This window comes from Pseudomonas sp. PAMC25584 (assembly GCF_058135675.1).
Genome location: NZ_CM176870.1, coordinates 2,101,931 through 2,122,924, shown reverse-complemented (window position 1 = coordinate 2,122,924; position 20,994 = coordinate 2,101,931). Strand labels below are relative to the sequence as shown.

The 20,994-nt window shown below is 61.9% G+C and carries 23 protein-coding genes; 18 read left to right on the top strand and 5 right to left on the bottom strand.

Annotation, left to right across the window (positions count from 1 at the left end):
• Positions 1-7: 7 nt before the first annotated feature.
• Complete coding sequence (locus ACS5Q8_RS09910; RefSeq protein ID WP_443694823.1) at positions 8-1,111, top strand: sigma-54 interaction domain-containing protein; 1,104 nt, start codon at positions 8-10, stop codon at positions 1,109-1,111.
• Here the strand turns inward: ACS5Q8_RS09910 and ACS5Q8_RS09905 are convergent.
• Positions 1,100-1,465 (bottom strand): antibiotic biosynthesis monooxygenase, encoded by a 366-nt coding sequence (locus tag ACS5Q8_RS09905; protein ID WP_276197346.1) that lies wholly within the window; start codon positions 1,463-1,465, stop codon positions 1,100-1,102. The two genes, ACS5Q8_RS09910 and ACS5Q8_RS09905, sit on opposite strands and share 12 nt — an antisense overlap.
• Positions 1,466-1,565: 100 nt before the next feature.
• On the opposite strand from ACS5Q8_RS09905, the gene soxR reads away from it, so the two are divergent.
• The 9 genes from soxR (at position 1,566) to ACS5Q8_RS09860 (ending at position 8,520) form a co-directional block, all read left to right on the top strand.
• Entirely contained in the window at positions 1,566-2,015 is a 450-nt protein-coding gene (soxR, locus tag ACS5Q8_RS09900) for a redox-sensitive transcriptional activator SoxR (RefSeq protein WP_276197345.1), read from the top strand.
• Between the two features lie 354 nt (positions 2,016-2,369).
• Positions 2,370-3,572 carry a PepSY-associated TM helix domain-containing protein gene (locus ACS5Q8_RS09895; protein ID WP_276197344.1) on the top strand — a complete coding sequence of 401 codons (1,203 nt, stop codon included), beginning with the start codon at positions 2,370-2,372 and terminating at the stop codon, positions 3,570-3,572.
• Positions 3,569-4,105 (top strand): thiamine pyrophosphate-binding protein, encoded by a 537-nt coding sequence (locus ACS5Q8_RS09890; protein ID WP_276197343.1) that lies wholly within the window; start codon positions 3,569-3,571, stop codon positions 4,103-4,105. The genes ACS5Q8_RS09895 and ACS5Q8_RS09890 overlap by 4 nt, the downstream gene beginning before the upstream one ends.
• Positions 4,102-4,431: a hypothetical protein gene (locus ACS5Q8_RS09885; protein WP_276197342.1), complete on the top strand. Its 330-nt coding sequence runs from the start codon at positions 4,102-4,104 to the stop codon at positions 4,429-4,431. The genes ACS5Q8_RS09890 and ACS5Q8_RS09885 overlap by 4 nt, the downstream gene beginning before the upstream one ends.
• The gene (locus tag ACS5Q8_RS09880) at positions 4,428-4,988 is read left to right on the top strand and encodes a DUF6162 family protein (RefSeq protein WP_443694822.1); all 561 of its coding nucleotides are present in this window, start codon (positions 4,428-4,430) and stop codon (positions 4,986-4,988) included. The genes ACS5Q8_RS09885 and ACS5Q8_RS09880 overlap by 4 nt, the downstream gene beginning before the upstream one ends.
• A gap of 19 nt (positions 4,989-5,007) precedes the next feature.
• Complete coding sequence (locus ACS5Q8_RS09875) at positions 5,008-5,928, top strand: metal ABC transporter substrate-binding protein (RefSeq protein ID WP_443694821.1); 921 nt, start codon at positions 5,008-5,010, stop codon at positions 5,926-5,928.
• Positions 5,925-6,671: a metal ABC transporter ATP-binding protein gene (locus ACS5Q8_RS09870; RefSeq protein WP_443694819.1), complete on the top strand. Its 747-nt coding sequence runs from the start codon at positions 5,925-5,927 to the stop codon at positions 6,669-6,671. The genes ACS5Q8_RS09875 and ACS5Q8_RS09870 overlap by 4 nt, the downstream gene beginning before the upstream one ends.
• A complete protein-coding gene (locus ACS5Q8_RS09865; RefSeq protein WP_276197338.1) occupies positions 6,668-7,567 on the top strand; it encodes a metal ABC transporter permease in 900 nt (299 codons plus the stop codon). The genes ACS5Q8_RS09870 and ACS5Q8_RS09865 overlap by 4 nt, the downstream gene beginning before the upstream one ends.
• A complete protein-coding gene (locus tag ACS5Q8_RS09860) occupies positions 7,567-8,520 on the top strand; it encodes a metal ABC transporter substrate-binding protein (RefSeq protein WP_443694817.1) in 954 nt (317 codons plus the stop codon). Before ACS5Q8_RS09865 ends, ACS5Q8_RS09860 begins: the two co-directional genes overlap by 1 nt.
• A 142-nt stretch (positions 8,521-8,662) precedes the next feature.
• On the opposite strand, the gene ACS5Q8_RS09855 is transcribed toward ACS5Q8_RS09860, so the two are convergent.
• Positions 8,663-9,376 (bottom strand): UTRA domain-containing protein, encoded by a 714-nt coding sequence (locus tag ACS5Q8_RS09855; RefSeq protein ID WP_443694815.1) that lies wholly within the window; start codon positions 9,374-9,376, stop codon positions 8,663-8,665.
• 351 nt (positions 9,377-9,727) lie between these two features.
• On the opposite strand from ACS5Q8_RS09855, the gene ACS5Q8_RS09850 reads away from it, so the two are divergent.
• The 6 genes from ACS5Q8_RS09850 to ACS5Q8_RS09825 all read left to right on the top strand — a co-directional run bounded on the left by ACS5Q8_RS09850 (position 9,728) and on the right by ACS5Q8_RS09825 (position 15,015).
• Positions 9,728-10,795, top strand: a complete 1,068-nt coding sequence (locus ACS5Q8_RS09850) for an ABC transporter substrate-binding protein (protein WP_276197335.1) — start codon at positions 9,728-9,730, stop codon at positions 10,793-10,795.
• 113 nt (positions 10,796-10,908) lie between these two features.
• Positions 10,909-11,715, top strand: a complete 807-nt coding sequence (locus tag ACS5Q8_RS09845; RefSeq protein ID WP_276197334.1) for an alkaline phosphatase family protein — start codon at positions 10,909-10,911, stop codon at positions 11,713-11,715.
• A 5-nt stretch (positions 11,716-11,720) separates the two neighbouring features.
• Complete coding sequence (locus ACS5Q8_RS09840; protein WP_276197919.1) at positions 11,721-12,557, top strand: ABC transporter permease; 837 nt, start codon at positions 11,721-11,723, stop codon at positions 12,555-12,557.
• The gene (locus ACS5Q8_RS09835; protein WP_276197333.1) at positions 12,544-13,344 is read left to right on the top strand and encodes an ABC transporter permease; all 801 of its coding nucleotides are present in this window, start codon (positions 12,544-12,546) and stop codon (positions 13,342-13,344) included. Before ACS5Q8_RS09840 ends, ACS5Q8_RS09835 begins: the two co-directional genes overlap by 14 nt.
• Positions 13,341-14,330, top strand: a complete 990-nt coding sequence (locus ACS5Q8_RS09830; protein WP_276197332.1) for an ABC transporter ATP-binding protein — start codon at positions 13,341-13,343, stop codon at positions 14,328-14,330. The genes ACS5Q8_RS09835 and ACS5Q8_RS09830 overlap by 4 nt, the downstream gene beginning before the upstream one ends.
• 31 nt (positions 14,331-14,361) lie before the next feature.
• The gene (locus ACS5Q8_RS09825) at positions 14,362-15,015 is read left to right on the top strand and encodes an HAD family hydrolase (RefSeq protein WP_276197331.1); all 654 of its coding nucleotides are present in this window, start codon (positions 14,362-14,364) and stop codon (positions 15,013-15,015) included.
• A gap of 128 nt (positions 15,016-15,143) precedes the next feature.
• Here ACS5Q8_RS09825 and ACS5Q8_RS09820 read toward each other — a convergent pair whose 3' ends face one another.
• Positions 15,144-16,106 carry a zinc-binding dehydrogenase gene (locus ACS5Q8_RS09820; RefSeq protein WP_426099350.1) on the bottom strand — a complete coding sequence of 321 codons (963 nt, stop codon included), beginning with the start codon at positions 16,104-16,106 and terminating at the stop codon, positions 15,144-15,146.
• Positions 16,107-16,244: 138 nt separating this feature from the next.
• On the opposite strand from ACS5Q8_RS09820, the gene ACS5Q8_RS09815 reads away from it, so the two are divergent.
• Together ACS5Q8_RS09815 and ACS5Q8_RS09810 are read left to right on the top strand one after the other, a co-directional pair.
• Positions 16,245-18,326: a carboxy terminal-processing peptidase gene (locus ACS5Q8_RS09815; protein WP_276197329.1), complete on the top strand. Its 2,082-nt coding sequence runs from the start codon at positions 16,245-16,247 to the stop codon at positions 18,324-18,326.
• 124 nt (positions 18,327-18,450) lie between these two features.
• Complete coding sequence (locus ACS5Q8_RS09810; RefSeq protein ID WP_465160120.1) at positions 18,451-20,220, top strand: bifunctional diguanylate cyclase/phosphodiesterase; 1,770 nt, start codon at positions 18,451-18,453, stop codon at positions 20,218-20,220.
• On the opposite strand, the gene ACS5Q8_RS09805 is transcribed toward ACS5Q8_RS09810, so the two are convergent.
• A complete protein-coding gene (locus tag ACS5Q8_RS09805) occupies positions 20,217-20,588 on the bottom strand; it encodes a hypothetical protein (protein ID WP_247404699.1) in 372 nt (123 codons plus the stop codon). The genes ACS5Q8_RS09810 and ACS5Q8_RS09805 overlap by 4 nt on opposite strands.
• The gene (locus ACS5Q8_RS09800; protein WP_276197327.1) at positions 20,585-20,923 is read right to left on the bottom strand and encodes a helix-turn-helix domain-containing protein; all 339 of its coding nucleotides are present in this window, start codon (positions 20,921-20,923) and stop codon (positions 20,585-20,587) included. The genes ACS5Q8_RS09805 and ACS5Q8_RS09800 overlap by 4 nt, the downstream gene beginning before the upstream one ends.
• Between the last annotated feature and the right edge of the window lie 71 nt (positions 20,924-20,994).

Below are 20,994 nucleotides of genomic sequence, written 5' to 3'. Positions count from 1 at the left end.
GGTGCCCATGCAGCTTTTAACCTTACCGCCCTCGCCCGCCCTCGCCACCTCGATCCGCGCCACGGCCCAGGTCTTCGAAGACCCGAAATCCCAGGCGCTGCTCGACCATATCCAGCAAGTGGCGCCCAGCGAAGCCAGCGTGTTGATCATCGGCGAAACCGGGACCGGTAAAGAGCTGGTGGCGCGCCACATTCATAACCTCAGCGCACGGCGTAACCGGCCCTTTGTGGCGGTGAACTGCGGGGCGTTTTCCGAATCGCTGGTGGAGGCCGAACTGTTCGGCCATGAAAAAGGCGCCTTCACCGGTGCCCTCAGCGCCAAGGCCGGCTGGTTCGAAGAGGCCGACGGCGGCACCTTGTTCCTCGATGAGATCGGCGATTTGCCGATGGCGATCCAAGTCAAATTGTTGCGCGTGTTGCAAGAGCGGGAAGTGGTGCGCCTGGGCTCGCGCAAGAGCATTCCCATCGATGTGCGCGTGCTGGCGGCAACCAACGTGCAGCTGGAAAAAGCCATCAACGCCGGGCATTTCCGCGAAGACCTCTACTACCGCCTCGACGTGGTCAGCCTGGAGCTCAGCCCGTTGCGCGAGCGTCCCGGCGATATCCTGCCGCTGACCCGACACTTCATCGAAGCCTACAGCCAGCGCCTGGGCTACGGCCCGATCACCCTCAGCCGCGAGGCCGAACACAAGCTAAAAAGCTACAGCTGGCCGGGCAATATCCGCGAGCTGGAAAACGTGATTCACCACACCTTGCTGATCTGCCGTAATGGCCTGATCGAACGCGACGATTTGCGCCTGTCGAACCTGCGCATAGAGCGTCAGGACGACAGCCAGCACAGCACCGATAACAGTGCCGAAGCCTTGCTTGAACGGGCCTTTCAAAAGCTGTTCGAGGAACAGGCCGGCGCCCTGCATGAAAAAGTCGAGGACGCATTGCTGCGTGCCGCCTACCGCTTCAGCCACTACAACCAGGTCCACACCGCCAACCTGCTGGGCCTGAGCCGCAACGTCACGCGCACGCGCCTGATCAAGATCGGCGAGCTGGCGGTGAACAAGCGCCGTCCGGGGGAAAACGTACAGGGTGAGCGTATGCTGCACCTATCCATTTAGACGGCAGTGCAACGCATTGTCATGGCTGCGCTCGAAACTGCGCAGCACCTGGAACGAACCGAAGGTCACGGCCGTGGCCTGGTGGGCGCGTATCAGTGCCCAGAAATCTTCCTCGCCGTGCTCAAAACGCTGGAAGGCCGCCTCGCCGTCCTCGCGCGAGCGCCATTGCAGGTAATTGAGTACCCGCCGCCCGTCATCGCTGACCTGCACACTCGCGTTGAGAAAGCCGCCGTGCCCCTGCGCCAGGCGCTCACTCTGGGTGGATAACGCCGCGACCAGGGCGAGCTGTTGTTGGGGCTCGACCTGAAACTCGATCAATTGAGTGAAACTGAGATTCTTCTCTGATACCTGCATGAACACTCCCCTTTCTACGTAGGCAGAATCTTGCGATTCGATGCCACGCAGGGTAAAACCTCTAGTTAAGTCAAGGTCAAGCGTCTATCTGGAGTTTTTCATGGTTACCAAGGAGCTCACTGTCGGCCAACTGTCGGCCCGCAGCGGCGTGGCGGTCACGGCGCTGCATTTTTACGAAACCAAGGGGCTGATTAAAAGCAATCGCAATGCCGGCAATCAACGGCGCTACCCCCGCGACGTCCTGCGCCGGGTGGTGGTGATCAAAATCGCCCAGCGCCTGGGAATTCCGCTGGCGACGATTGGTGAAGCATTGCAGACCTTGCCGGATGGACGCACGCCTACCGCTAAAGATTGGCAGCGTTTGTCGGCATCGTGGCGGCAGGATTTGGACGAGCGCATCAACAAGCTGATGCTCCTGCGGGACAAGCTCAATGGCTGTATCGGTTGTGGGTGTTTGTCGCTGGAGGCATGCCCGTTGCGCAATCAGGATGATCAGCTTGGCGAGCGTGGGCCAGGGGCTCAATTGCTCGAACCCACCACGCGCCAATAGGCTCTGACCGACGCATAAACCCACCAGCCAATACCGACTGCAATGAAAGGCCACATGCTCACTTGATGCGTCGGTATCCGCGCAAGCAACAGCCTCGACCAAAGTCCGCCCCGCCAAGGTGCCACGTCCGACAGCGCGCGGAAAAAAGGGATACCGAACAAACGGGCGGTCATCCCCATCCCCCCGACCATCGTCCCGCCTGAATGTGAACCTGAAACATTTACTTTCATATCTAAGTTAGGGATTTCTCATTCTCATCCGTCTTAACTTAGATACAGCCCGTCGCGTCAGCAAAAGCTACGACCGGCCTTTTTCGGGCCCTCATTGCCCCCTCCGATCAAGACCCCCATTCACATGTCGAAGAAGTCACGCTCAAAACTCTGGTTCCTCGTACACGGCTGGCTGGCATTACCCATCTGGTTCTTTGTACTGATTGTCTGTGTCACCGGCACCCTGGCGGTGGTCAGCCAGGAAATCGTCTGGCTGGCCAACCCGGAAATTCGCGCAAGCAAGCCGTCGGATGATGCCGAGCCGCTGAGCTATGACCAGGTGATCAGCGCCATCAAACGCGCCGATCCCCAGGTCATCGTGCAATCCATCGTCCGCCCGGACGAGTCGCACTTCGCCCTGAGTGTCGACCTCAGCTACCCCGACGGGCGCTCGGTGGAGGTCTACGTCAACCCGTACACCGGGGCGATCCAGGGCATCAGCCCGGCGTTCGACTTCAAACAATTCACCCGAGCCCTGCATGGTTGGTGGCTGGTGCCGTTCAGCAATGGGTTCAGTTGGGGCTGGTACCTGGTCTCCGCGCTCGGCCTGCCGTTACTGGCGTCGTTGATCACCGGGCTGGTGGTGTACAAACGCTTCTGGAAGGGCTTTTTGCGCCCGACCCTGCGCGTCCGCCATGGCGCGCGAATCTTCTGGGGCGACTTCCACCGCCTGAGCGGTATCTGGTCGATCTGGTTTATCGCGGTCATTTCCATCACCGGCACCTGGTTCCTGATTCAAGCGATCCTGGGGGATAACCAGATTTCCATCTCCAGCGAACCCATCGTGCCGGTGATTGCCCGGGAGAACGTGCCAATGTCCGCCCCCGGCGTGCCGGCGCCGATGATTGCCCTGGACGACGCGATCGAAATCGCCAGCCAACGGATTCCGGGGCTGGAGACCAGTTTTGTGTTCCTGCCACTCAACGCCTACAGCCATCTGCAGATCGGCGGGCGGGGCTGGTACCCGTTGATGTACCAGACCGCACAGATCAACCCCTACACCGGCGAAGTGGCGGTTTCGCACCTGCTGTCCAACCGCTCGACACTCGAGTTCGTCACCGAGTCCATGCGCCCGCTGCACACCGGCGACTTTGGCGGGCTGTGGATCAAGCTGATCTGGGCATTCTTCGGACTGGTGCTGAGCATGATGGTCTTGAGCGGCCTGCTGATCTGGACCAAGCGCACAGCCCTGGCCACCCTCCACGCCTTCAAGCGCAGCCACAAGGCGCCACGCCAAGCGGCATCCATCCCGGCCATGCAGGCTGAAACTTCGGAGGGCAACCGATGAGCAAGCTCGCTGCTGCAACGCCTTCGCCGCTGCGGGCCGTTTGGCTGAAATGGCGGTTCCACATAAACGTCCTGCTGTTGCTGGTGCCCCTGGGTTTCATGCCCAAGTACTTTGCCGACGCCGCGCTGTTTCGCGGTGACAGCGGCATCGGCGAGCGGGTGGCCGGCGAGGTGCAGGTAGGCCCCTGGAGCCTGACCCTCGCCGAGTTCCGCAACGAAGGCCCGCGCCCGGACCCGGCCGGCCCGATGAAATTCTTCAACGCAGCCCTGTGCGCCGCCTGCGCCGACCAGGTCAAGGCAACCTACCTGCGTATCGGCAAACCCCGCAGCCTGCGCGCCGCCGGGGTGATCTTCTTCGGCACGCCATACCGCATGGGCGCGCTGCTGCCGGTGCCCGAACGCACGCCGGCCAACGCCGAACTGTGGGTCACCATGGAAGGCTGGGACGGCACGATGCACCAGGGTTCCATTTCGCTGAGCCAGGCCTCGCCTGCCACCATTGCCTGGCTGAACAAGCAAGGAGTCAAACCATGACGTTGATACGCCTGAACCGCGCCTGCATCGCGCTGTTGCTGTGCGCCGGTTTCTGTCCCACCGCCCTGGCCCACAACCCGATGTGCGAATGCAAGGAAATCCCCGGCGAACAGATCCAATGTACCGGCGGTTTTTCCGACGGTAGCGGCGCCCCCGGCGTGACCCTGGATGTGATCGGCTACGACGAAACCATCCTGGTGCCCGGAAAACTCGGCGCGGATTCGACGCTGACCTTCAAGAAGCCGTCCGCTGAGTTCTATGTGCTGTTCGATGCAGGCCCCGGTCACGTCGTTGAAATCGACCAAGCGGATATCCAGCCTCAATGAGCACGACACAGGTTGTACGCCCCGCCGGTGCCGGCCACGAAACCCTCTATGTGCTGCTGCTGTGCCTGATCATCCTGGCGGTGGCCGGTACGGTGGTGGCCCTGCACGGTGAAACCCAAACCGTGGTCGCCGTGCCCAGCCACCAGTTGGACGCTCGCCGCGACCTCAGCGCCGCCGAGCAAGGCATCTACGCCGACCTGCGCGTGACCTTGGATGAAATCCACTGGCTGCAGCAGGAACACAGCGCCCTGCCGACGCCCGCACAACTGGCCGAAGAAGGCTTTGCCCCGTTTGCCCAGGACGCCAGTTCGGTCAGCCGTGGCGACCATCGCTGGCAGTTGCTGGCGCCGTCAGCCTACCTGGGCGTGAGCCAGACGCCGGCCAGCAGCGGCTCGCTGCTGATGCGGGTGACGGGCGCCGAGCCAGACATCTGGCTCAACCGCCGCCCAGACCTGGCCGCCCCCGCCGACCTCACCGACCAGGCGCTGATCGCAGCCGGCTGGCGGCAGGTGATCGCGCAATTCGATGCCGGCGTGACCCGCCAGCACCGTCACTGACCGAGAAGACCGAGTGCCCATGTCTATTTCATCGCCCCTTGTACGCCTGCTGCTGGTCAGCCTGATCAGCCTGCTGCTCGCCCCGCTGGCGAATGCCGAGACGGCAAAGCGCCTGCGGATCGGCATCACCCTGCACCCTTATTACAGCTACGTCGCCAACATCGTCGGCGACAAGGCCGAGGTGGTGCCGCTGATTCCGGCCGGCTTCAACCCCCACGCCTACGAGCCACGCGCCGACGACATCAAACGCATCGGCACCCTGGATGTGATCGTGCTCAACGGAGTCGGCCACGACGACTTCGCCGACCGCATGATCGCCACCAGCGAGCGGCCGGACATCCCGGTGATCGAAGCCAACGCCAACGTGCCGCTGCTGGCCGCCACCGGTAATGCCGCACGCGGCGCCGGCAAGGTGGTCAACCCGCACACCTTCCTGTCGATCAGCGCGTCGATTGCCCAGGTCAACAACATCGCCCGCGAGCTCGGCAAGCTCGACCCGGACAACGCCAAGGCCTACACCCAGAACGCCCGCGCCTACGGCAAGCGCTTGCGCAAGATGCGCGCCGATGCCCTGGCCAAGTTGACCAGCGCGCCCAACCCGGACCTGCGCGTCGCCACGGTCCACGCGGCCTATGACTACCTGCTGCGCGAGTTCGGCCTGGAAGTCACCGCCGTGGTCGAGCCGGCCCATGGCATCGGGCCCAGCCCGAGCCAGTTGAAGAAAACCATCGATGAGTTGCGCGCCCTGGATGTGAAAGTGATCTTCTCGGAGATGGATTTCCCATCCACCTACGTCGAGACCATCCAGCGTGAATCCGGGGTCAAGCTCTACCCGCTGTCGCATATTTCCTACGGTGAATACAGCGCTGAAAAGTACCAAGTGGAAATGACCGGCAACCTCAACACCGTGGTGCGGGCGATTCAGGAGTCGGGGGCATGACGGCCGCGCAACGCTTGAGCGTGGTCAGCATCGGCCCGACGATTGAGTTCGACACGGTGGCGCTGACCCTGGGCCGCACCGTGATCCTCGATGGCGTGAGCTTCCAGGTGCAGCCGGGCAGTATCCACGCGCTGGTGGGCCCGAATGGCGGCGGGAAAAGCTCGCTGATCAAAACGCTGCTGGGGCAAACGCCGCACCAGGGGCAACTGCGCCTGGTGTGGCCGACCACGCCCGGCACCATCGGTTATGTGCCCCAGGCGCTGGAGTTTGACCGGGGCCTGCCGATGACCGTGGATGACTTCATGGCGGCCATGTGTCAGCGGCGCCCGGCGTTTCTCGGGCTGTCCAGGCATTACGCCGGCGCCATCGGCGAGGCCCTGGAACGGGTCGGCCTGCAGGACAAACGCAAACGCCGCATGGGTGCGTTGTCGGGCGGTGAACGCCAGCGCGTGCTGCTCGCCCAGGGGCTGATCCCAGCCCCGCAATTGCTGGTGCTGGATGAGCCGATGTCGGCCCTCGATGAAGCCGGTATCCAGGTGTTCGAACGGCTGCTCAATGACTGGCGCCGCGCCGGGATCACCGTGTTGTGGATCGAGCATGACCTGGAAGCCGTGGGCCGCCTGGCCGACCGCGTCACCGGGCTGAACCGCCGCGTGCTGTTCGACGCCACGCCCAAGGAGGCGCTGACCCCGGACCGCCTGCTGAGCCTGTTCTCCACCCACCCGCGGAGCCCGGCGCCATGAGTTATGAAGCGTTTCGCTTGATGGTCCAGGGCTGGGCCTCTTCCGGCTATCTGCCGGAGGCGCTGGCCTATGGTTTTGTGGTCAACGCCCTGCTCGCCGGCCTGCTGATCGGCCCGGTGCTCGGCGGCCTGGGGACGCTGGTGGTGGTCAAGCGCTTTGCGTTTTTCTCCGAAGCGGTCGGCCATGCCGCACTGACCGGCGTGGCCGTGGGCATTTTGCTCGGCGAACCCTACACCGGGCCCTATGGCGCGCTGTTCGGCTACTGCCTGCTGTTCGGCATCCTGCTCAATTACCTGCGCAACCGCACCGGCCTGGCGCCGGATACCTTGATCGGCGTGTTCCTCTCGGTGTCCCTGGCGCTGGGCGCGAGCCTGCTGTTGATTCTGGCGGGCAAGATCAACGTACACATCCTGGAAAACGTGCTGTTCGGCTCGGTGTTGACGGTCAATGGCAACGACCTGCTGGTGCTGGCGATTGTCGGCGCCCTGGTGATGGCCCTCGCCCTGCCGCTGTACAACCGCATCATGCTCGCCAGCTTCAACCCGCAATTGGCGGCGGTGCGCGGGGTGGCGGTGAAGACCCTGGATTACCTGTTCGTGATCCTAGTGACGTTGATCACCGTGGCGGCGGTCAAGGTCATCGGCGCGATCCTGGTGGGCGCGCTGTTGGTGATTCCGGCAGCGGCGGCACGCCTGCTGAGCCAGTCGCTCAAGGGCTTCTTCTGGATCTCCGTAGGGATCGCCAGCGTCAGCACGTTGTGCGGCATCCTGCTGCCGATCATCTTCGACCTGCCCATCCCCTCCGGCGCCGCAATCATCCTGGTCGCCGGTATCGCCTTCGCCCTCGCCGCCATCGCGCGCGGCACCGTGCCCAGCCTCAAAGGAAATCTTGGATAATGCGCACCGTCTTTCGCCCACTGGCCCTGGCCCTCGCTTGCTTGATCAGCACCTCGGCGCTGGCCGTCGACGGGTTTGATCCCAAGGACTTCAAAGTCAACCTGGGGCTGGGCCATGCGGCCCTGACCAAAGCGAAAAAACCGCTGAAGGTCCTGGCCTCGTTGCCCATCACCTATGGGCTGGCAGACCTGCTGCTTAAAGGTAGCGATGTGCAGCTCGAACGCGCCGCACCGGCCAACCTGCCCGGTTCGCGGCAGGTGTCCTACTTCACCGGCCGTGGCGCCCCGGCGCTGAGCAAGTTGGCGTTGGACGCCGATGCCGTCATCGGCCTGCGCTCGCTGTGGGCCGATGACCCGCTATACCCGGTGGCGCGGCGCAGCAATATCCGCATCGTCGAAGTGGACGCCGCACGCCCGGTGGACGGTGGCTTGCCGGGGATCGCCGTGCTACCGGGCGTCAGCGATGGCTTGAACAGCCAGCCGTGGCAATCGAGCAACAACATGGGGCGCATGGCCGATGTGATGGCCGCCGACCTGAGCCGCCTGGCACCGCGCGCGAAGGCACACATCGACGCCAACCTGGCGGCCCTCAAGCAGCGCCTGCTCAAGCTCAACGCCGACAGCGAAGCACGGCTGGCCCAGGCGGATAACCTGAGCGTGGTCAGCTTGAGCGATCACTTTGCATATCTGCTCAGCAGCTTGAACCTGGAAGTGCTCGACACCGACGCACGCCCAGATGCCGATTGGACGCCCGAGGCCTTACAGCAATTGAGCACCCGCCTGAAGGACAACGAGGTGGTCGTGGTGCTGCACCATCGCCCGCCAAGCGCGGCGGTGAAAACCGCAGTGACGGCCGGCGGCGCGCAACTGCTGGTATTGAACGTCGACGGCGCCGACCCGGTGACGGCGCTGGAAACCAATGTGGATCAACTGATCACAACCCTCACGCGCTGATATCGGTTTGTGGCGAGGGCGCTTGCTCCCGCTGGGCTGCGAGCAGCCCCAATAGAGTCAGCGGGTTTTTCCAGATGCAACTCCATGGCAGGTTTTAGGGCCGCTTCGCGACCCAGCGGGAGCAAGCGCCCTCGCCACAGGGTTAAACCACGTCTACCCCTACGTGGATGGCATCATGCCGCCAGAACTCCAGGTCGCAGTCGATCAAGCGCTGATGCTGGTCATAGTTGACCCGGGCGATGCGCAAGCCCGGGCTGCCCACCGACACGCGCAACGCGGCGGCGGCTTCCACCGGCAGTGAGGTCGGCACAATCTCGAAACGTACCCGCCCGTAGTGCAAGTCGTACTTGCGGGCGTACAGCTCGGTCATCGACTGGTTCAGGTCGCAGACCAGAATCCCCGGAAAATACTGCGGGTTCAGGTAGTGCTCCACATACAACACCAGACGCCCATCGATCCTGCGCCGGCGGCAAATCTGGATCACGCTGGACAGCGCCGGCAATTGCAGCCACGCGCACACCGCCGCCGACGCCGGTTGCAGCCGTGCGCTGATCACCTCGGTCGACGCCACGCGACCCTGGTCACTGACCATTGCGTGAAAGTGGCTGCGCTGCATCAGGTTGTAGGCCAGGCGCGGCGGTGAGACAAACCAGCCACGGCGCTCCTCGCGATAGATTTGCCCTTGGGCCTCCAGTTGTAACAAGGCTTCCCGCACCGTAATCCGGGTGGTACCAAACAACTCGCTGAGCTTGCGCTCGGCGGGCAGTTTGCTGGATGGCGGCAACAGGCCGTGATCGATCTGCTCTTGCAGCGCCAGGCCGATGGATGTCACCGCCTTGATTGCCTCATCACGCATCAACGTTACCTACCTGGACTAGACCAGCACCGTTCAGGTGCATAAATCGCTCGACATTTGGGCTTGTGCTTCTGCGTGCCAGCCTAGGCATTGCAGATGACCGACAGATGACAGCCCCTGTCGAGCCTTGCGACGAACCCTGCAATCCATCGGCCAAGTCCAAGGCCTGCGGGCGCTTTGGCATGGTCTACGCTAAACCTGCGCTGAGCGACATCGGCGCGCTAAAAACGACATCGACACGAAACTGTCATCCATCCCGCCTAGATTGGCTCAGGTATTGCTGACCTAGACCAACACCACCGCTAACGTTCGTATAAAACGCCGCGTTGAAAACGCCCAAAGGAGCTTCGGATGAAACAGCTTTTCCTGGCATCACTGTTAGGCTCGACCATTGCCATGTGCACCGCCGCCATGGCCGCTGATACCGATCTAAAAACGCTCGAAGCCGCCGCGAAAGCGGAAGGCGCCGTCAACAGCGTCGGCATGCCCGATGACTGGGCCAACTGGAAAGGCACCTGGGACGACCTGGCCAAGACCTACGGCCTCAAGCACATCGATACCGACATGAGCTCGGCCCAGGAAATCGCCAAGTTCGCCGCCGAGAAAGACAACGCCAGTGCCGATATCGGCGACGTCGGCGCCGCCTTCGGCCCGATCGCGGTGAAACAGGGCGTGGTTCAGCCTTACAAGCCAAGCACCTGGGCCCAGGTCCCGGATTGGGCGAAAGATAAAGACGGCAACTGGGCGCTGGCCTACACCGGCACCATCGCCTTTATCGTCAACAAAAAACTGCTGCACGGCTCGGACGTGCCAACCAGTTGGGCTGACTTGAAGACCGGCAAATACAAGGTCTCCATCGGTGACGTGAGCACCGCCGCCCAAGCCGCCAACGGTGTCTTGGCCGCCGCCATCGCCAACAAGGGCGACGAGAAAAACCTGCAACCCGCCCTGCTGATGTTCGCCGACATCGCCAAGCAAGGTCGCCTGTCCCTCGCCAACCCAACCATCGCCACCATGGAAAAAGGCGAAGTGGAAGTCGGCGTGGTCTGGGATTTCAACGGCCTGAGCTACAAAGCCAAGATGGCCAACCCGGATGACTACGTGGTGCTGATCCCATCGGACGGTTCGGTGATTTCCGGCTACACCACCATCATCAACAAATACGCCAAGCACCCGAACGCCGCCAAACTGGCCCGCGAATACATCTTCAGCGACGCCGGCCAGATCAACCTGGCCAAGGGCAATGCACGGCCGATTCGCGCCGAACACCTGACGCTGCCAAAGGAAGTACAGGACAAGCTGCTGCCGAACGAGCAATACAAGCGCGTCACCCCGATCAAGGATGCCGATGCTTGGGAGAAGAGCTCCAAGGCACTGCCGCAGAAGTGGCAGGAAGAAGTCATCATCAATATGCAGTAATGCCTGAGCTGTAGATGCGGTCAGTGTGGGAGCAGGCTTGCCTGCTCCCACATGTGTTCCGGTTCCAACCGCAAACCCGATCCAAACCCATCTGTTGCGGAGCGTCTCCCCCTATGAAGCACAACGTCATCCTTGTGGTGCTCGACGGCCTGAACTTCGAGGTTGCCCGTCACGCCATGGGGCATCTGCAAGCCTACGTCGGCGCAGGACGCGCAGCACTGTACAAACTCGAATGTGAACTGCCGTCACTCTCCCGGCCGCTCTACGAATGCATCTTCACCGGCGTGCCGCCGATCGACAGCGGCATCGTCCACAACCATGTCTCGCGCCTGTCCAACCAGCGCAGCCTGTTCCATTACGCCCGCGACGCCGGTCTCACCACGGCGGCGGCGGCCTATCACTGGGTCAGCGAGTTGTATAACCGCACACCCTTTATCGCCGCCCGCGACCGTCATACCGACGACAAGACGCTGGCGATCCAGCACGGGCACTTCTACTGGCAGGACCACTACCCGGATTCGCACCTGTTCGCCGACGCCGAAAGCCTGCGCTGCAGACACGCACCGAACCTGCTGGTGGTCCACCCGATGAACATCGACGACGCCGGCCACAAGCACGGCCTCGACAGCGCGCAATACCGCAACAGCGCACGCTCGGCCGACATCCTCCTCGCCGACTACCTGCAAGGTTGGCTCGATGCCGGCTATCAAGTGCTGGTGACCGCCGACCACGGCATGAACAATGACCGCTCCCACAACGGCCTGCTGCCGGAAGAACGCGAGGTGCCGCTGTTCGTGCTGGGTTCGGCCTTCACCTTCGATGCCAACGCCACGCCCAAGCAAACCGAGCTGTGCGGCACCGTCTGCGCGTTGCTGGGCGTGCCCCACGACAAACCTGTCTGCCGGGAGCTGTTGAAGTGAGTGCCATGACCCGCAGCAAATGGCTCGCGATCCTGTGCCTGGTGCCCTTCGCGCTTTTCTTTATCGTGTTTGAAATTGCCCCGCTGGTGTGGGTGATGATCAACAGCCTGCAGTCGGAAGAGTTCGGCTGGGGCCTGGCCAACTTCAGCAAGATCTTCAGTTCGAAGTTCTACCTGCAGGCGATCCAGTACAGCCTGGAGATCAGCTTCTACTCCAGCGTGTTCGGCATCATCATTTCGGTGCTCGGCAGCTATTCGCTGCGCCGCGTGGATTCGCCGCTGCGCAACTTCGTCACCGCCTTCGCCAACATGACCAGCAACTTCGCCGGTGTGCCCCTGGCCTTTGCTTTCATCATCCTGCTCGGTTTCAACGGCAGCATCACCCTCATGCTCAAGCAAGCCGGGATCATTCAGGACTTCAACCTGTATTCCAAGACCGGCCTGATCATTCTCTACACCTACTTCCAGATCCCGCTGGGCGTGTTGCTGCTCTACCCTGCCTTCGATGCGGTGCGCGAAGACTGGCGCGAGTCCGCCGCCCTGCTGGGTGCCAACGGCTGGCAGTTCTGGCGCCACATCGGCCTGCCGGTGCTGACCCCGGCGCTGCTCGGCACCTTCGTGATCCTGCTGGCCAACGCCCTCGGCGCCTACGCCACGGTCTACGCGCTGACCACCGGCAACTTCAACGTATTGCCGATCCGGATCGCGGCGATGGTCTCCGGCGACATCTCCCTGGACCCGAACATGGCCAGCGCCCTGGCCGTTGTGCTGGTGGCGCTGATGACCGTGGTCACCGTGGTCCATCAACTGCTGCTCAAGAGGAGCTACCATGTCTCGCGCTGAAGCCGGCCCGGCCTCCCTCTACCACCGGGTCGTGGTGTACCTGTTGTTCGCGATCCTGGTGCTGCCGCTGATCGGCACCTTTGTCTACTCCATTGCCAGCAGTTGGTCGGCAACCATCCTGCCGGCCGGCTTCACCGTGAAATGGTACGTGCAGCTATGGAGTGACCCGCGCTTTCTGATGGCTTTCGGCCAATCCCTGTTGGTCTGCGTCGGCGCGTTGATTTTGTCGGTGGTGCTGATCCTGCCGCTGCTGTTCGTGGTGCATTACCACTTCCCCAAGCTCGACGCGCTGATGAACATTCTGATCCTGCTGCCCTTTGCGGTGCCGCCGGTGGTGTCGTCGGTGGGCCTGCTGCAACTCTATGGCTCCGGGCCGCTGGCGATGGTGGGGACGCCGTGGATTCTGATCGGCTGCTACTTCACCGTGGCGCTGCCGTTCATGTACCGCGCGATCACCAACAACCTGCAAGCCATCAACCTGCGCGACCTGATGGACGCCGCGCAACTGCTCGGCGCCAGCACCTGGCAGGCGGCGATCCTGGTGGTGCTGCCGAACCTGCGCAAGGGCCTGATGGTGGCGTTGCTGCTGTCGTTTTCGTTCCTGTTCGGTGAGTTCGTGTTCGCCAACATCCTCGTGGGCACCCGCTACGAAACCCTGCAGGTGTACCTGAACAACATGCGCAACAGCAGCGGCCACTTCACCAGTGCCGTGGTCATTTCCTATTTCTTCTTTGTGCTGGTGCTGACCTGGGCCGCCAACATCTTGAACAAGGACAAAAGCCAATGAGCTTCGTCAGCGTCCAACACCTGCAAAAAGGCTACGCCGGCACCCCGGTGTTCAGTGACATCAATTGCGAGATCGCCAAGGGCGAATTCGTCACCCTGCTCGGCCCGTCCGGCTGCGGCAAATCGACCTTGCTGCGCTGCATCGCCGGCCTGACGTCGGTGGACAGTGGCCAGATCCTCCTCGACGGCCAGGACATCGTGCCCCTGAGCCCGCAGAAACGACAGATCGGCATGGTGTTCCAGAGCTATGCGCTGTTCCCCAACATGACCGTGGAACAGAACGTCGCCTTCGGCCTGCGCATGCAAAAGGTCAACGCCGACGACAGCCACAAACGCGTGCAGGACGTGTTGCAACTGGTGGAACTCAAGGACCTGGCCGGGCGCTACCCGCACCAGATGTCCGGCGGCCAGTGCCAGCGCGTGGCCCTCGCCCGCTCCCTGGTCACCCGCCCGCGCCTGTTGCTGCTGGATGAACCGCTGTCGGCGCTGGATGCGCGCATTCGCAAGCACCTGCGCGAGCAGATCCGCCAGATCCAGCGCGAACTGGGCCTGACGACGATCTTCGTGACCCATGACCAGGAAGAAGCGCTGACCATGTCCGACCGGATCTTCCTGATGAACCAGGGCAAGATCGTCCAGAGCGGCGACGCCGAAACCCTCTACACCGCGCCGGTGGATGTGTTTGCCGCCGGGTTTATCGGCAACTACAACCTGCTCGACGCGGACAAGGCCAGCCAACTGCTGCAACGGCCGATCAGCGGGCGCATCGCGATTCGCCCGGAAGCCATCGAACTGAGCCGCAGCGGCGAACTCGACGCCCTGGTGCGCAGCCACAGCCTGCTGGGCAACGTGATTCGCTACCGCATCGAAGCGCGCGGCGTGGAATTGGTGGTGGACGTGCTCAACCGCTCGGCGGACGATCTGCACCCTGACGGCCAGCGCCTGGCACTTTCCATCGACCCAAGCGCACTGTGTGAAGTAGCCTGAGCGGCATTGCATTAATGAGAGAGCGTAACGGATGGCATTGGTAATTTTTGATTTGGACGACACCCTGATCCACGGCGACTGCGCCACCCTGTGGAGCGAGCAGATGGGCCGCCTGGCCTGGGTCGACCCCGAATCGTTCATGCGCAAGAACAACGAACTGATGGACGCCTACAGCCAGGGCAAGCTGGCCATGGAAGCGTTCATGGACTTCAGCCTGGAGCCGATGATCGGCCGCACGCCGGAGGAAATCGAGCATCTGGTGGAGCCCTGGGTGGAGGACGTCATCGAACCGCTGATCTACAGCGACGCCACCCGCACCATCGCCCGCCACCGCGCGAACGGCGACCGGGTTCTGGTGATTTCCGCGTCGGGCACCCACTTGGTCACACCGATAGCGGCGCGTATCGGTATCGATGAAGTATTGGGCATTGAACTGGATGTCAGCCACGGCGTGTACAGCGGCCGTACCGTCGGCGTCCTGACCTACCGCGAAGGCAAGATCACGCGCTTGCTCGAATGGCTGGAACAGGAAGGTGAAACCCTGGAAGGCGCGTACTTCTATTCAGATTCGCGCAATGATTTGCCGTTGCTGCTGAAGGTGGATCATCCGCAGGTGGTGAACCCCGACCCGGTATTGCGTGAGCACGCCGAACAGGCAGGCTGGCCGGTCCACCACTGGGTCTGACTCAACCGAGATCCAAATGTGGGAGGGGGCTTGCCCCCGATGGCGGTGGATCAGTGAAGAATTCTTCATCTGACACACCTCCATCGGGGGCAAGCCCCCTCCCACATTGACCTTATTCCAATTCGAGGTCAGGTCAGGCTGGCGTCGATCACCAACACCAATTTCCCGGAAATCTGGTTGGTCGCAAGCTCAGCAAACGCCGCCTCGGCATCCTTGATCGGGAAGGTCTTGGCCAGTTGCGGGCTCAAGCGGCCTTCGGCAAACAACGGCCAGACATGCTGGCTCAGATCACTGAACAGGTCGGCCTTGAACTGATCGTCGCGGCTGCGCAGGGTCGAGCCGAGCAGTTGCACACGCTTGCCCAGTACTTGCGCCAGGTCCAACTGCGCCTCGCGCCCGCCCATCAGGCCGATCAACACCCAACGACCGTCCAGGGCCAGCAGCTTGAGGTCCAGCGCCGCGTAGCTGGCGCCGACCGGGTCGAGGATGACATCGAACGGCCCGAAATCGCGCAGCCCTTCAATACCGTCCGTGCGCACCACACCGCCCTGGGCGCCGAGCGCTTGGCAGTAGGCGAGCCGCTCCGCCGAGCCGACACTGACCCAGCACGGGCTGCCAAAGGCCTTGCACAGTTGGATCGCCGCCGAGCCCACGCCACTGGCGCCGGCATGCAGCAACACCTTTTCACCGGGCCTGAGGCCCGCCAGTTGGAACAGATTCAACCACGCGGTGCTATATACCTCGGGCAAGGCCGCCGCTTCGGTCAACGACAGGCCTTCCGGCACCGGCAGCACATGGCGGGCGTCCACCACCACTTCCTCGGCCATGCCGCCCCCGGCCAGCAGCGCGCAGACGCGGTCGCCGACCTGCCAGGACGAGCCCGCGCCGACCTCGCTGATCACCCCGGAACACTCCAGGCCCAACACCTTGCTGACGCCCGGCGGTGGCGGATAAAGCCCCGCACGCTGCAGTAAATCGGCACGATTGAGCCCCGCAGCCGCCACACGAATGCGAACCTGACCTACATCGCATGTAGGACTTGGCTCATCCAACCACTCCACATGACCTTCAACGCCTTGCAATGCTTTCACAGTGCCTCCATAGTGAGTCTGGACTGAGCCCGTAGCTGTATCGCCGGGCTTTTTGCATTATGCGACCGGCCCATATGGAACCGGCGACTTCAAAGACGGCCTAATATGCGTTATCAATTGCCCCCGCGTCGAATCAGCATGAAGCATTTGTTCCCAAGCACCGCCCTAGCTCTTTTCATTGGTCTCGGCTTGTCGTCGATGTCGACCAATACGTTCGCAGCCAACAGCTGGGACAATCTTCAGCCTGATCGCGATGAGGTGATTGCGAGCCTTAACGTCGTCGAGTTGCTCAAGCGCCATCACTACAGCAAGCCGCCGCTGGACGACGCTCGCTCGGTGATCATCTATGACAGCTACCTCAAGCTGCTGGACCCGTCGCGCAGCTACTTCCTGGCCAGCGATATCGCTGAGTTCAACAAGTGGAAGACCCAGTTCGACGACTTCCTCAAGAGCGGCGACCTGCAGCCCGGCTTCACCATCTACAAGCGCTACCTGGACCGCGTCAAAGCGCGTCTGGACTTCGCCTTGGGTGAGTTGGACAAAGGTGTCGACAAGTTCGACTTCACCGAGAAGGAAAGCCTTCTGGTGGATCGCAAGGACGCCCCTTGGCTGACCAGCACCGCCGCCCTGGATGACCTGTGGCGCAAACGCGTCAAGGACGAAGTGCTGCGCCTGAAGATCGCCGGTAAAGAGCCGAAGGCCATTCAAGAGCTGTTGACCAAGCGCTACAAGAATCAGTTGGCACGTCTGGACCAGACCCGTGCCGAAGATATCTTCCAGGCCTACATCAACACTTTCGCGATGTCCTACGATCCGCACACCAATTATCTGTCGCCGGATAACGCGGAAAATTTCGATATCAATATGAGTCTGTCGCTGGAAGGCATCGGTGCCGTCCTGCAAAGCGACAATGACCAAGTGAAGATCGTGCGTCTGGTGCCGGCAGGTCCGGCGGACAAGACCAAGCAGGTTGCACCAGCCGACAAGATCATCGGCGTGGCCCAGGCCGACAAAGAGATGGTCGATGTGGTCGGCTGGCGCCTGGACGAAGTGGTCAAGCTGATCCGTGGGCCAAAAGGCAGCGTGGTGCGCCTGGAAGTGATTCCGCACACCAATGCACCGAACGACCAGACCAGCAAAATCGTGTCCATCACCCGTGAAGCGGTGAAGCTCGAAGACCAGGCCGTGCAGAAGAAAGTCCTCAACCTCAAGCAGGATGGCAAGGACTATAAGTTGGGCGTGATTGAAATCCCGGCCTTCTACCTGGACTTCAAGGCCTTCCGTGCTGGCGATCCGGACTACAAGAGCACCACGCGCGACGTTAAGAAAATCCTGACCGAGCTGCAGAAAGAAAAAGTCGACGGCGTGGTCATCGACCTGCGCAACAACGGCGGCGGCTCCCTGCAGGAGGCCACCGAGCTGACCAGTCTGTTTATCGACAAGGGTCCGACCGTGTTGGTACGCAACGCTGACGGCCGTGTCGACGTGCTCGAAGACGAGAACCCAGGTGCCTTCTACAAAGGCCCGATGGCATTGCTGGTCAACCGCCTTTCGGCCTCGGCTTCGGAGATTTTCGCCGGCGCCATGCAGGATTATCACCGCGCATTGATCGTCGGTGGCCAGACCTTCGGCAAAGGCACCGTGCAGACCATTCAGCCGCTGAACCATGGCGAACTGAAACTGACGCTGGCCAAGTTCTACCGGGTTTCCGGGCAGAGCACCCAGCATCAGGGCGTACTGCCGGACATCGACTTCCCGTCGATCATCGACACCAAGGAAATCGGCGAGAGCGCCCTGCCCGAAGCCATGCCGTGGGACACCATTCGTCCTGCGATCAAGCCGGCGTCGGACCCGTTCAAACCGTTCCTGGCGCAGTTGAAGGCTGACCACGACACCCGCTCCGCCAAGGATGCCGAGTTCGTGTTTATCCGCGACAAGCTGGCCCTAGCGAAGAAGTTGATGGAAGAAAAAACCGTCAGCCTCAACGAAATCGATCGCCGCAAGCAGCACACCGACATCGAGAATCAGCAGCTTGTACTGGAGAACGTCCGCCGCAAGGCCAAGGGCGAAGACCCACTCAAGGAACTGAAGAAAGAAGATGAAGACGCGCTGCCGACCGAGGCGGACAAAACCAAGCCGGAAGACGACGCCTACCTGGCCGAGACAGGCCGGATTCTGCTGGACTACCTGAAAGTGACAAAACAGGTGGCCAAGCAGTAAATGATGGCGATTTAATGTGACCTCTCTGCGGAGTGTCATCATATAGACATCATTCTGTCGTGAAATATAGGACCGCTGGCTCACCGCCTGCGGTCCTTTTTTTTCGATCGAGATCGAGATCGCCATGACCATGACCGAACAGCTGAATGCATTGGGCTCTATCCTGGCTCAAGGCAGTTTGCACAGCCTGTTCCAACCGATCATCAGCCTGTCCGAACGGCGCATCCTCGGCTACGAGGCCCTGAGCCGTGGCCCGTCCAACAGCCCACTGCACTCCCCCGTCGCCTTGTTTGCCGTGGCCAGGCATGCCGGGCGCCTCAGCGAACTGGAAATAGCCTGTCGCGAAAGCGCGTGTCGGCGGTTCAGCGCGCAGAAGTTGCCGGGCAAGCTGTTTCTCAACATCTCGCCGGAATCCCTGATGGAAACCGCGCACCAACCCGGCCGCACCCTGCAACTGCTGCGGGACTTCGGCATCCCACCGAGCCAGGTGGTGATCGAACTCACCGAGCAGACGCCCACCGACGATTTCGACCTGCTGCAAACCGCCCTGCATCACTACCGCGACATGGGTTTCGCCATCGCGCTCGACGACTTGGGCGCGGGGTATTCCAGCCTGCGCTTGTGGTCGGAACTGCGTCCGGACTACGTGAAGATCGATCGGCACTTTATCGACGGCATCCACCAGGACGCGCTCAAGCGCGAATTTGTCGGTTCTATCCTGCAGATCGCTCGGGCGTCGCGCGCCCAGGTGATTGCCGAAGGCATCGAGCTACCGGAAGAGTTGGCGGTGTTGACCGAGATGGGCGTCGATCTGGTCCAGGGTTACTTGCTCTGTCGTCCCCAAGAACACCCGTCGCAGGAAGCGCGCCTGATGCTACCCAAACCCGACAACGCCAACATTGCCCTCAGCGAAGAAGGCAGTGACCTCAGTGCCCTGCTCAACGAGCAGCCGGCAGTGGATCAGGACACCGCCACCGCCCTGGTGCTGGAGTCCTTCCGCCGCCAGGCCAACCTCAACTCCCTGGCAGTGCTGGATAGACACGGCCGGCCGGTCGGCATTGTGCATCGCCATTCGTTGTCCGACGCCCTGCTCAAGCCGTTCGCCACCGACCTGTTTGCGCGCAAGCCGATCAGCCGCTTGATGAGCGATGATTTTCTCGCGGTGGAGTTGAGCCAGTCCCTGCAACAGGTCAGCCGGCTGCTGACCAGTCGCGCCCGGCAACGCATCGAAGAAGATTTCATCATCACGCTGAACGGCGATTACCTCGGCCTGGGGCGGGTGATCGATGTGCTCAAGCTGATCACCGAGCTGAAGATCCAGCAGGCGCGCTACGCCAACCCGCTGACCCTGCTACCCGGCAACGTGCCGATCCAGCAATGCCTGACGCGGCTGTTGCAACAGCAACGCGAGTCGGTGATTTGCTACGTGGATATCGACAGCTTCAAGCCCTTCAATGACATCTATGGCTACGGGCGTGGCGACGAAGTGTTGCTGTGCCTGGCGCAATGCCTGAACGACCGGGTCGACCCCAGCCGCGACTTTGTCGGGCATATCGGCGGCGATGATTTTTTGCTGGTGCTCGGGCCGCAGGATTGGCGCAAACGGCTCAATCAACTGCTGGATGATTTCCACACCCAATGCCGACGCTTCTACCGCGCAGAACATCTGGACGCCGGCTGTTTTGTGGCCTCGAACCGCCAGGGTGTGCGCCAGGAATACGCACTGCTGTCGCTGTCCATCGGCGTGGTGCATTTGTATCCACAGGCCTGTGGACAACTCGATGCCAGCCAGTTGGCGGAGCTGGCATCCCAGGCCAAACACCATGCAAAGAATGTGGCCGGTTACAGCATCCATGTAATCGACAGCCTGGACATGCTGCACCTGCCGGTTTAAGCCTCGGCGGATTCCGGATACTCGTACTCGAACACGCGCACCACTTCCGAAGCGTGCCAGGACGCGGCGGCCACGCCATCGGAAGGCCCGCAAAAGCGCCCCAGGCGCTCCACGCATTCAAAGAAACCGGTACGCGGCAGGCGGCTGGCGCCTTGGCTGATCACCAGGGAACTGCGCAATGGCTGCTCGGCTTTGGCGTCCAGCGCCGCCAGGTGTTCCAGGGCCGCAGTGAGTGTCTGCATCGCCGGCGTGGGAAATTGCAGGCGTTCCAACAGCGCACGGTAGGTCAGTAAGTGGCGCTGGCGGCGCGCCTGGTCCAGTTCGTTGAGTAACCCATCCCAGTGTTGACGGCTGATACGTAGGCTCAAGATTCATCCCTCCAACCTGCCACGCCCAATTCCCAGGCCAGGCTGCGACGGATCGCGGCATCCGGCTGGCGTTCACCCCTTTCGATCAATCCGAGGTACGAGGGGCTGATCCCCACGGTGCGGGCTAGGGTTTCGATGGCCAAGCCCTTGGCTTCGCGCAAGCCGCGCAGGTCTGCGAGCGGGTGCAGGTCCTGAGGAGGTGCGGCTTGGGCAGTAGAAGAAGGTACTGGCACGGGTTGCTGCTGACCGGCGGCTTTTAGCAGCGCCTGGTACTGATCCCATGGCAACACCGCGTACTCGGGCTCGCCATTCCGTGAAATTATCTGAATATCCATAACAGCCCCGTAGGATAACAACACTTACTAAGTAAGCACTTTCTTAGGAGTGTAATCCTAACAGCCACAAA